This window comes from Komagataeibacter sp. SM21 (assembly GCF_041402665.1).
GTDB lineage: Bacteria > Pseudomonadota > Alphaproteobacteria > Acetobacterales > Acetobacteraceae > Komagataeibacter > Komagataeibacter saccharivorans.
Genome location: NZ_JBGLOV010000003.1, coordinates 199,627 through 210,971 on the forward strand (window position 1 = coordinate 199,627; position 11,345 = coordinate 210,971).

An 11,345-nucleotide genomic window follows, 5' to 3' on the forward strand; every position below is an offset into this window, starting at 1 on the left:
GTTGCGACCCGTCTTAAGAACCCGCGACCATCAGGGCGGCAGGACGAAGGTCTTGCCGCCCTGCCTGTATCGGGGGGATACACACGGCAGTTCAGTCCGTGCCGGAGGTGCCTGCCCATGTCTTTTTCCATAATATCGCGTGTACTGGGCCTGTCCGCCGTGATTCTGTGCGGTACGGGAGTGGTGCAGGCTATCGCAGCACCCGTGCTGGTACAGGCGCAACCGGCGGCGGGACAGAAAGTGGCGGCGGGCAATGTGGCGGTCAGGCTGTCCTTCGATGGCGTGATCGACCCGTTCCGTGCCCGACTGCTGCTGCTGGGGCCGGATGGTGCGCCGCGGCTGCTGCCCGCGTCACCCATTGATGATGAACAGCATGCCATCACCACGACCGTGGCGCTGACGCCGGGGCATTACGTGCTGCAATGGCGCATGGCCACGCGCGGCGGCAGCGCGGGGCAGGGGACGCTGCCCTTCGATGTCGGCGGGGTTGATTCTTCCCTCGCCAGACACCCGTAAAAAGGATTGCGCGGCGGGCTTATTCCACCGCCGCACGCAGCCCGGCCCCGGCCGCCAGCGGGCATAGCGGGATCGCCGCGGCAAGGAAGGCGCCCAGCAGTTCCAGATCCGGCCCCCATGACAGGCCCGTCTGCGCCGCATCCAGCGCGGCGGCGCCAAAAATAAGCGCGGGCGTGGTCAGCGGCAGCACCAGTAGCGGCAGCAGCACCCCGCCGCGCCGCGCGCCCAGCACGACGGATGCCGCCATCCCCCCGATCAGCGACAGGATGAGCGTGCCAAGGAGCAGTCCCGTCAGCAGCACCACCATGCTGCCTGCGGGCATGCCCAGCATGATCGCCAGCGGCCCCGCCGCCAGCAGGAGCGGCACGCCGGTGGTCAGCCAGTGCGCGATCATCTTGGCCAGCGCGATGAGGGGGGACGGCAGCCCGGTCATGAGGAGCTGGTCAAGCGACCCATCCTCCAGCTCCGACCCGAACAGCCGGTCCAGCGGCAGCAGGGCCGCCAGCAGGGCGCAGACCCACACGATACCCGGCGCCATGCGGCGCAGCAGTTCGGGCGATGGTCCCAGCGCCAGCGGGAACAGCGCCCCGGCAAGAATAAAGAACAGCACGGCCCCCAGCGTGTCCGCCCCATGGCGCAACGCCAGGCGCAGGTCACGTTCCAGTATGGCCATGATGAGGGAGGGAATCTGGAATTTCACAGCAGGTCGTCCTCGGGGAAATCCTCCATCGGCTGTGGGATGTCGGATTCGTTCAGGCCCGGCAGCGCCAGCGTCCGGGGGTTGGGCAGGGGCAGCGGAACGTGGGTGGTTGCAATCACAATTCCGCCAGCCTGCCGGTGGGCGGCAAACAGGGTGCCAAGCAGGCCCATCGTGCTGGTATCCAGCCCCAGGCTGGGTTCATCCAGCAGCCATAAGGGGGCCTGCGCCAGCAGGACGCGCGCCAGTGCCGCGCGGCGTTTCTGCCCCGCCGACAGCATGCGCGCGGGCAGGTCGGCCAGCCCGAGAATATTGAGTGATTTCATACACGAATCAGGATCTCCGCCCCCGGATCGCGCGGCCAGTGTCAGGTTTTCGCGCAATGTCAGGCCCAGCTTCAGCGCGTCCTGATGGCCAAGATAGGCAACCCGTCCCGCATGCTGGCTGCGGTCGGCCAGGGTATCCACGCCTGACCACAGGACATGGCCGCCTTCAGGTTTGCGCAAACCCGCAAGCACCCGCAGCAGCGTCGATTTGCCCGCCCCGTTCGGACCGGTCAGAAGCAGGGCGTCGCCTGCGTCAAGCGTGAATCCGACCCGATCGAGAACCAGCCGTTCACCGCGGAAAACCGAGATATTTTCCACTTCCAGCAAGGGGCGGCCGGGGGGAGTAAAGGCAGGAATGACGGAAATCCTCCGATCAGGGGTGACAGGGCGCGGGGGCGAAAAAAAACGTCTGCTCCCGCTTTCTTGTTACCGGGTCCAGCTTGTGTCGCAACCGCGTCCGGGTATGTTCTACCCCCGTTGGGAGATCAAGCCGGTTGTCCCTGACAAGGTCGCAAACCCCGTACCGCAGAACCGGATTGCGGGGACACGATCATACGGGATGATCCGTTGCTGATGCCTCGGAGGAAACAAAGCCAATGAAGACGGTTGGGCACGACTCACTGAAAACGGGCCGTACACTGAATGTGGACGGCAAGACCTATCATTATTTCTCAATCCCGGAAGCTGAAAAGACCATCGGCTCCGTAAGCCGCCTGCCGGTCAGCCTGAAAGTGCTGCTGGAGAACGTGCTGCGGTTCGAGGACGGGCATTCCTACTCGGTAGAGGACGCCAAGGCCATCGCCGAATGGCTGAAGGAAGGGCGCAGCACGAAGGAAGTTCCCTTCAAGCCCGCGCGTATCCTCATGCAGGATTTCACCGGCGTTCCCGCCGTGGTCGATCTGGCCGCGATGCGTGACGGTATCCTCAAGCTCAAGGGCGACCCGCAGAAGGTGAACCCGCTGGTTCCCGTCAACCTTGTGATCGATCACTCGGTCATGGTGGACGTGGCGGGCTCGCCCGAAGCGCTGCAGGACAACGTGACCATCGAGTTCGAGCGCAACGGCGAACGTTACGCCTTCCTGCGCTGGGGTCAGGAAGCGTTCGAAAACTTCTCCGTCGTCCCGCCGGGCACGGGTATCTGCCACCAGGTGAACCTTGAATATATCGCGCAGGCGGTATGGACGGCGAACGTGGGCGGCAAGGATTATGCCTATCCCGACACCCTGTTCGGCACCGATAGCCACACCACCATGGTGAACGGCATGGGCGTGCTGGGCTGGGGCGTTGGCGGGATCGAGGCGGAAGCCGCGATGCTGGGCCAGCCCATCGCCATGCTGATCCCCGATGTGATCGGCTTCAAGATGACGGGCAAGCTGCCCGAAGGGGCGACGGCGACCGATCTGGTGCTGACCGTGACCCAGATGCTGCGCAAGAAGGGCGTTGTCGGCAAGTTCGTCGAGTTCTTCGGCCCTGCCCTTGACCACCTGCCGGTGGCCGACCGCGCGACCATCGCCAACATGGCCCCGGAATATGGCGCGACCTGCGGCTTCTTCCCTGTTGATGACCTGACGCTGGATTACCTGCGCCAGACCGGTCGTGAAGAACACCGCATCAAGCTGACGGAAGAATACCTGAAGGCGCAGGAAATGTTCCGCCACGCCCATTCGGAACACCCCGTCTTTACCGATACGCTGGAACTGGACCTGTCCACCATCGTGCCGTCCATCGCAGGCCCCAAGCGCCCGCAGGACCGCGTCGTGCTGAAGGGTGCGGACAAGGCGTTCGATACCGAGCTGACCGGCAGCCTTGGCGTGCCCGCAGCCGAGAAGGACAAGAAGGCGAAGGTCGCTGGCACGAATTACGAGATCGGCCACGGCGACGTGGTGATCGCGGCCATTACCTCGTGCACCAACACCTCCAACCCCGCCGTGCTGATCGCGGCTGGTCTGGTGGCGAAAAAGGCGCGTGCGCTGGGCTTGAAGCCCAAGCCGTGGGTCAAGACCTCGCTCGCACCCGGATCGCAGGTGGTGACGGATTACCTGAACCGTGCCGGCCTGCAGGATGAGCTGGACGCGATGGGCTTCAACACCGTCGGTTATGGCTGCACGACCTGTATCGGTAACTCCGGCCCGCTGGAAGATCACATCGTCGATGCGATCGAGAACAACAAGCTGGTCGCGGTTTCGGTTCTGTCCGGCAACCGTAACTTCGAAGGGCGTATCTCGCCCAACGTGCGGGCCAACTATCTGGCCAGCCCGCCGCTGGTTGTCGCCTACTCCCTGCTGGGCACGATGCGTGAGGACATCACCACCGCGCCGCTGGGCACTTCCAGGGATGGCAAGCCGGTGTACCTGAAGGACATCTGGCCGACCAACCACGAGATCGCCGCCCTGATGGGTTCCGCGATCACGCGCGAAGAGTTCATCAACCGCTACAAGCACGTAAGCCAGGGCACGAAGGAATGGCAGGCGCTGAAAGTCGCCACCGGTTCCGAGACCTACAAGTGGGATGCGTCCTCCACCTATGTGCAGGACCCGCCGTATTTCCAGGACATCACCCCCGAGCCCAAGCCGCGTGGTGACATTGTCGGTGCGCGCCTGCTGGCCCTGCTGGGTGACAACATCACGACCGATCACATCTCGCCTGCCGGCGCGATCAAGGAAAGCTCGCCCGCGGGCAAGTATCTTGAAGCCCATGGCGTGGCCAAGAAGGACTTCAACTCCTACGGTTCGCGTCGCGGCAATGACCGCGTGATGGTGCGTGGCACCTTCGCCAACATCCGCATCAAGAACGAGATGGTGCCCGGAACCGAAGGGGGCGTGTCCAAGCACTTCCCGGACGGGAAGGAAGCTTCCATCTATGATGTGGCGATGGAATACAAGAAAGAGGGCGTGCCCCTGGTCGTGATCGGCGGCAAGGAATACGGCATGGGTTCCTCGCGTGACTGGGCGGCCAAGGGCACCCTGCTGCTGGGCGTGCGCGCCGTGGTTGCGGAAAGCTTCGAGCGTATCCACCGTTCCAACCTGGTGGGCATGGGCGTGCTGCCGTTGCTGTTCCAGGAAGGCACGACGCGCAAGACGCTGGGCCTGAAGGGCGATGAAACCTTCGAAATCCGCGGTCTGGACAAGATCACGCCGCGCATGACGATGACGATGACCATCACCCGCGCCGATGGCTCCAGGCAGGACGTTCCCCTGCTGTGCCGTGTCGATACGCTGGACGAGGTGGAGTATTTCCGCAATGGCGGCATTCTCCAGACCGTGCTGCGTGGCATGACGCAGGCGGCCTGACCATTCGGCCCATTCCGGTCCCCGCCGGAATGAAGTAACAGAACGGCGGCCCGTATCATGCGGGCCGCCGTTTTTTTTGTCAGAAACCATCTATGCGCGGAAAGCATAGGTACCGTTGCGTTACGCACATATCCGCGGTGTCTTTTCTCTGTATTGTGTATAAATCAGATGCCGTTTAAAGCTATGTTTATGTAATAACATATCCGGATGTGATGGGGCCTCATGGATCTGCTTTCTGCTTTGCACAGCTTTGTCCGTGTAGCGGCGACGGGATCGTTCTCTGCTGTTTCGCGGGAAACTGGGGCCAGTCAGCCGACCATTTCGCGTCATATCGCCCTGCTTGAGGCCCATTACGGCGCAACGCTGTTCGCCCGCACCACGCGCAGCCTGATGATGACGGAAGACGGGCGCAGCCTGCTGCCCCATGCCTATGAAGTGCTGGAAATCCTTGAAACGGCGGAAACGGCGCTGGGCCGCCGCCGGGCTTCGGTTTCGGGGCTGGTGCGGCTGGGTGTTACAACGGCATTTGGCCTGTACCTGACCAGTCGGCTTGGCAGATTGCTGGAAGAACATCCCGACCTGTCGGTCGAACTGGTCATGCGTGACGGATTCGGTGATCTGGTGGAGGAGGGACTCGATCTTGCTATCCGCATCGGCTCCATCGCGGAAGGATCACTGATCGCCCGTCGTCTGGGGTCCGTGCATCGCTGCGTGATCGCTTCCACCGATTATCTGGCACGCCGTGGCACGCCCGAACATCCGCGCGACCTGCTCAACCATCCCTGTATTGCTTACAGCTATGGCGGTACGCGCCATGACTGGCAGTTTGCGCGCAAGGGGGAAAGCGAGACCACGGTTGCGGCCAGCGGTCCCTTCCGCGCCAATAGCAGCGAAGCGGTGCTGCAGGCCGTCCGGGCGGGACTTGGCATCGGCATGTTGCCTGCCTTCCAGGTGGAAGAAGATATTGCGGCGGGGCGGCTGAAATGCCTGCTGCCGGAATGGACGATTCCCGAACTGCCCTTTTATGCGGTGCATACCGGGCCGCGTACGCTGCCGCTGCGCACCCGCACCGTTCTGGATTTCCTGATCGAGATATCGGACGTATTGCGGCAGGGCTGAGGCGGTTCTTCCCACCCGGCTTCCGTCGTAACGTCGCGCCGGGCGGGTTCAGGCGATCAGTCCAGCGGGCTGCCCTGTCCGGGTAACGGGGCGGCCGGATCGCGCGACAGGCGGGCGCGCTGCGCCTCGTTGGTGGCCAGCATGTCGCCATTGAAGCCATCATGCAGCACCGGTGCCCAGGCCGCGATCCATGTGTCCGTACGCTTTACAAAATCACTGGCCGCCGGTTGCTGGGCAAGGTTTTCCTTCGTCCAGCTTTCCGGCGATCGAAGCGCCTTGGTGGCGTCCGTGTTGACGGGGTTGAGGAACATCGTCACCGTCTCGACATTGACGTTATGGTCCCCGGCGGGCTGGCTGTAACTCCATCCGGTTTTCAGGAAGACCGGCGGCAGAATGAACCCTTCTTCCTTCAGGCGGTTGGCGATGACAGCCGTACGGTTGATGGAAGAGGGATAGACCGCGGCGGTGAACCAGCATTCCATGGCCGGGGGATGGGCCGAGATCACGCGGGACATGAAATTGCGGTCGTCATGACACGTTGCATCGATGTTGGTGATCGCGGATTCGGGCACGGGCTGGATATTGCCTTCCGCGCCGATCAGTCCGGTCACGACATGGCCTTCGACCCGGACCAGAATATTTTCCAGCACCTCGCCATGCGGGCCGTTAACCACGCTCATGACCGGATGCCACACACCCGCCGGTAACGGCAGGACGCGCCCGGCAAACGGGATGGAGTTTGTCAGGCGATCGGTAATGGGCAGCATGGTGACCGCGCCGTCGCCACCACCGCCGTTTCCGCCGCCGCCATCGGCTGCGGCATTATCGGTTGCCGGTGGCTCATCCACCATGCCCAGATGGTTATGGATGCTGGCGGTAATCGGCTTCAGCGCGGGCAGCAGGCGGATCAGATAGGCAGGCGGAAAAATGACCGCCAGCAGCAGGAAGGGGAAAATGGTGTAAAGGCTCATCCGCCACAGGGGCGCGCGATGCCATAAACGCGAAAAAGCAGACATTCAGCAGTCCATGCCGCAGGTAGCCATGCCCGTCATCCGGTCGGGGCAGGAAAATGTTGTAAAAAGCCGACCAGCCCCATCGTCGGGTAAAGGCAACGGGCTGGACGGCGCGGGCATGGATCAGGAACTGACCCGCGCGCGCTGGCCATTGGCTTCATCGGCGATTTCGGCCGTGATCCCGTCCTCGTTCTTCACCACGCGCACCAGCTTCGCACCCTGCTGGCGGGCGGTGATGAGCGAGTCGCTTATCATGTCCTCGATGGAGCGGGCCAGATCACGCGCACTGGCGGCCGGTCCCATGCGGTCCTGCCGGCGCATGACCTCGAACAGCAGGGCCGGGTCGATGCCGCCGGTTTCCACTTTCAGCCCGTAGCTGTCGATCATCGCTTCGATCTCGAGGGCCGATACGCGCGCGATATCGAGTCCCTCCAGCGGGCGGAATACGAAAATGCGGTCCAGACGGTTCAGAACTTCGGGCGCGAACCCGGCCTGACGCAGGGCCTCCACCGATTCGGCACGCATCTTGTCCGGCTCATCCGCCAGCCGGTCCGCGATCTCGGACAGGGCATCGGTGGCGATGTTGGATGTCAGGATGAAAATGCATCGCACGGTCGAGATCTGCTGGCCCGTCGATGCCTCGGTTACGTGGCCATCATTCCATGCGGTCAGGAATTTCTTGAAAACGTCGGGATGCGCCTTCTCGATTTCATCCAGAAGCACCACCGCATCGGGCTTTTCCTTCAGCCCGCCCGTCAGCTTGCCGTAGGTGTCCGAGCCGACATATCCCTTGGGCGATCCGAAAAGCTGGGTCGCGGCATGGGGCGAACTCATCTGCGTCATGTCGAAATTGAGCAGCGGACGGTCAAGCTGGCGGGCAAGCTGCTTGGCCAGATAGGTCTTGCCCGTGCCGGGCGGCCCCGCCAGCAGGAATATCCCCACCGGCTTGCCGCGCACCTGCAGCGCCAGGCGGCGGCGTAGCTGGGTCGCCACGTCCTCGCATACCTGATCCTGCCCGATCACGCGCGCGCGCAGGCTTGCCGCCAGCTCCTCCGCGTCGATCACGGTTTCCTTCTGCTCACGCGCGAGCATTTCCTCCAGCGCGTTGCGATTGGTCAGCCTGGCCAGTACGTCCATCATCCATCCCCGTCTGCGTCGAATTCCCTTGCGGGCCAGTTTTTCGGCCCGGCTCTCGAACAACAGCCCGGCCAGCGCCAGCAAGGCGCTGCCCGCAGCCACGACCGGATATGCCGGGGCACACCATTCCATGAAATGCCGCAGGCTGGCGAGTGAAAGATGCAGCGCCATCGCCGCCTGCAGGCTGCCCAGCACCAGAAAGATGACCATGATGAACGGCACCAGCCGTTCCATCAGGGCCGGATAGAGCGGTTTCATTGTACCACAACCCCGATCACGATCTCAGTATCCCGCAGCAGCACCGGCAGTGGCGTGGGGCCGGGTACGAATACCGCCCCCGTCCGTATGCCCGTGGGACCCGGATCGGTGGCCGGGGCCACCGTCACGTTTCCCGCAATGCGGATCGGCAGGATCACGCTTTTGGGCTGCGGGCCAAGATGCACCGTCTGGACCAGCCCCAGTGACTGAACGTTCACCACCGCGCCGGTTCCCGACATGTCATACATGGGCATATCCGCCAGAACGATTTCACGCCGCTTCAGCGCCGCCATGATCTCACCCTTCTGTTCGGGTGTGTAGGATGTCTGGCTCAGCATTTCTTCCGCCCTGTCGGCGGCGATCATGGGCATCTGGCCCATCATGTCCGGCCTGTTCTGGACCGGTGCATTAAGCTGGAGATGGCCGCCATTGTCCGTGCCACGTCCACCCGCTTCCGCCGCCACCGGGGGCGTGGCGCTGCCGTTCCCCCCTTCGCGTGGCGTAAGAAAACCACCGGAACCAAGGCCGCCCGCCGCCACTACGGCCGCGATCAGGCCCACCACGACCAGCCTGCGGCTGCCTGGGCGTGCGCTGCGTTCCCGTGTCGCTTCCGGCGGTGTGGGCAAGGGCGTCATGCGCGCATAATGTGGGCGATGTGAAGGATATGGCAAGATGATAAGTAGAGAGGAAATGTAACCCCGCCGCCTGCATATAGTCCTTGCGGTCAGGGGTGGCGTGACCTATGTTACGGACAATTCCTTCATTTCCGGTTTTTTTCTTTGGGGGGTGGCCGCAGGGCTGCCTTTTTTGCATTGGACGCTGATCTGCCTTTCCTGACGGGCCTCGATGCCCGCATAGCCGCCATGATCGCGCCCGCGCTGGCCGATATGGGGTTTGAACTCGTACGGGTGGCGGTGCTGGGGCGTGAATCGCCCACGGTGCAGATCATGGCGGACCGGGCCGATGGCTCGCTTATCGCCATTGAGGACTGCGAACAGATCAGCCATGCGGTGGGCGCGATCCTGGACGTGGAAGACCCGCTGCCGGGTGCATGGACGCTGGAAGTCTCGTCGGCGGGTATCGACCGGCCGCTGACCCGCGCCAAGGACTGGGACCGTTTCGCCGGGCATCTCGCCCGCGCCGAAATGAACATGCCGATTGATGGCCGCAAGCGCTTTGCCGGTATCGTGCTGGGCGCACGGGACGGTCATGGCCTGATGCGGCTTGACGACGGGGCCGAGGTTGCGCTGCCTTTTGCCGAAATGCGCAAGGCGCGCCTGGTCCTGACGGACGAACTGATCGAGGCGAGCGCCCGGATGATGCAGCCGGGCGCTGCTGCTGACGAAAACGGGCCGGCGGAGGATTCCCCGGCTGAAACGCATAAGGCCAGTGGCAAGCCGGGCCGCCGCGCCAACTGAACGATGTTGTGGAGACACTGATGGATACGTCCGTTGCCCGTCCCGAACTGCTGCTGGTGGCCGATGCCGTAGCGCGGGAAAAGTCGATCGACCGCGAGGAAGTGCTGGAAGCGATGGAGCAGGCCATCCAGAAGGCCGGTCGCGCCAAATACGGTCACGAAAAGGATATCCGCGCCACGATCGACCGCAAGACCGGGGATGTGCGTCTTTCGCGCTGGACCGAGGCGGTCGAGGCGGTGGAAAATGAAGAAACGCAGATTCCGCTGTACATCGCGCGCAAGTTCAAGCCGGAAATCCAGCTTGGCGAATACCTGATCGATCCGCTGCCGCCCATCGATTTCGGGCGTATCGCCGCCCAGACGGCAAAGCAGGTGATTGTCCAGCGCGTGCGCGAATACGAGCGTCGCCGCCAGTTCAATGACTTCAAGGACCGCGTGGGCGAAATCGTCAACGGGACCATCAAGCGCACGGAATACGGCAACCTGCTGGTCGAAATCGGTGATGCCGAAGCCCTGCTGCGTCGTGATGAGCTGATCCCGCGCGAAAGCTTCCGCAATTCCGATCGCGTCCGCGCCTATATCTACGATGTGCGCGACGAACCCCGTGGTCCGCAGATCTTCCTGTCCCGCACGCATCCGGCATTCCTTGCCAAGCTGTTCGCGCAGGAAGTGCCCGAGATCTATGATGGCATCATCGAGATCAAGGCCGTGGCCCGCGATCCCGGTTCGCGCGCGAAAATGGCTGTCATTTCACGCGATGCCTCGATCGATCCGGTCGGCGCGTGCGTGGGTGTGCGTGGTCGCCGCGTGCAGGAAGTGGTGAAGGAACTTCAGGGCGAGAAGATCGATATCATCCCCTGGAGCCCGCAGGCCGCGACCTTCGTCGTCAACGCCCTTGCCCCGGCTGAAGTCAGCAAGGTGGTGATGGATGAGGAAGCCGGTCGTGTCGAGGTTGTGGTGCCCGACGACCAGCTCAGTCTCGCCATCGGGCGGCGCGGGCAGAACGTCCGCCTTGCCAGCCAGTTGACGCGCTGGGATATCGACATCCTGACCGAGGCCGAGGAATCGGAGCGCAGGCAGGAAGAATTCCGTCGCCGCAGCAACCTGTTTGTCGAAGCACTGGACGTTGACGATGTCATCGCCGGGCTGCTGGTGACCGAAGGCTTCCATTCCATCGAGGAACTGGCATTCGCCGATCCCGATGAACTGGCCAACATCGAAGGCTTTGACGAAGACGTGGCCGGTGAACTGGTCCGTCGCGCCGAAGGCTACCTTGCGGGGCAGGAAGAGGAACTGGACAACAAGCGCCGTGAGCTTGGTGTCACGGACGACATCGCCGTGCTGGGCGTGTTCACGAACCAGATGCTGGTGACGCTGGGTGAAAAGGGCGTGAAGACGCTTGATGACCTGGCCGACCTTGCCGGTGACGAACTGGTTGAAATCCTTGGCAGCGATGCCATTGATGAAGATGCGGCCAACGAAATCATCATGGCGGCGCGCGCGCACTGGTTCGATGGTGATGAAAACGCAGCCCCGCAGGAGACGTCCGACGTCTGAGCAGGATAACACGCA

10 protein-coding genes are annotated in these 11,345 nt (G+C 63.1%); 5 read left to right on the plus strand and 5 right to left on the minus strand.

What is annotated here, in order from left to right; genetic code table 11:
- The first annotated feature begins 117 nt into the window (after positions 1-117).
- Positions 118-516: a copper resistance protein CopC gene (locus ACBR42_RS04880; RefSeq protein ID WP_371207391.1), complete on the plus strand. Its 399-nt coding sequence runs from the start codon at positions 118-120 to the stop codon at positions 514-516.
- Positions 517-535: 19 nt separating this feature from the next.
- On the opposite strand, the gene ccmB is transcribed toward ACBR42_RS04880, so the two are convergent.
- Both ccmB and ccmA read right to left on the minus strand, forming a co-directional pair.
- Positions 536-1,189 carry a heme exporter protein CcmB gene (ccmB, locus tag ACBR42_RS04885; protein ID WP_180967551.1) on the minus strand — a complete coding sequence of 218 codons (654 nt, stop codon included), beginning with the start codon at positions 1,187-1,189 and terminating at the stop codon, positions 536-538.
- A 23-nt stretch (positions 1,190-1,212) separates the two neighbouring features.
- Positions 1,213-1,857 carry a heme ABC exporter ATP-binding protein CcmA gene (gene ccmA, locus ACBR42_RS04890; RefSeq protein WP_174234138.1) on the minus strand — a complete coding sequence of 215 codons (645 nt, stop codon included), beginning with the start codon at positions 1,855-1,857 and terminating at the stop codon, positions 1,213-1,215.
- Between the two features lie 278 nt (positions 1,858-2,135).
- Here ccmA and acnA point away from each other — a divergent pair, with 278 nt between their 5' ends.
- Entirely contained in the window at positions 2,136-4,829 is a 2,694-nt protein-coding gene (acnA, locus tag ACBR42_RS04895; protein ID WP_371207392.1) for an aconitate hydratase AcnA, read from the plus strand.
- Between the two features lie 222 nt (positions 4,830-5,051).
- Positions 5,052-5,948 (plus strand): LysR family transcriptional regulator, encoded by an 897-nt coding sequence (locus tag ACBR42_RS04900; RefSeq protein WP_102325042.1) that lies wholly within the window; start codon positions 5,052-5,054, stop codon positions 5,946-5,948.
- A 56-nt stretch (positions 5,949-6,004) separates the two neighbouring features.
- On the opposite strand, the gene ACBR42_RS04905 is transcribed toward ACBR42_RS04900, so the two are convergent.
- From ACBR42_RS04905 to ACBR42_RS04915, 3 genes are all read right to left on the minus strand, one after another.
- Positions 6,005-6,964: a hypothetical protein gene (locus ACBR42_RS04905; RefSeq protein WP_371207393.1), complete on the minus strand. Its 960-nt coding sequence runs from the start codon at positions 6,962-6,964 to the stop codon at positions 6,005-6,007.
- A gap of 120 nt (positions 6,965-7,084) precedes the next feature.
- Complete coding sequence (locus ACBR42_RS04910) at positions 7,085-8,356, minus strand: AAA family ATPase (RefSeq protein ID WP_102325044.1); 1,272 nt, start codon at positions 8,354-8,356, stop codon at positions 7,085-7,087.
- Positions 8,353-8,991, minus strand: coding sequence for a hypothetical protein (locus ACBR42_RS04915; RefSeq protein ID WP_243705189.1), 639 nt, complete (start codon positions 8,989-8,991; stop codon positions 8,353-8,355). The genes ACBR42_RS04910 and ACBR42_RS04915 overlap by 4 nt, the downstream gene beginning before the upstream one ends.
- A 177-nt stretch (positions 8,992-9,168) precedes the next feature.
- Between ACBR42_RS04915 and rimP the strand changes: the two genes are divergently transcribed.
- Positions 9,169-9,774, plus strand: a complete 606-nt coding sequence (gene rimP / locus ACBR42_RS04920) for a ribosome maturation factor RimP (protein WP_371207394.1) — start codon at positions 9,169-9,171, stop codon at positions 9,772-9,774.
- A 20-nt stretch (positions 9,775-9,794) separates the two neighbouring features.
- Positions 9,795-11,330 (plus strand): transcription termination factor NusA, encoded by a 1,536-nt coding sequence (nusA, locus tag ACBR42_RS04925; protein ID WP_102325046.1) that lies wholly within the window; start codon positions 9,795-9,797, stop codon positions 11,328-11,330.
- Positions 11,331-11,345: the final 15 nt, after the last annotated feature.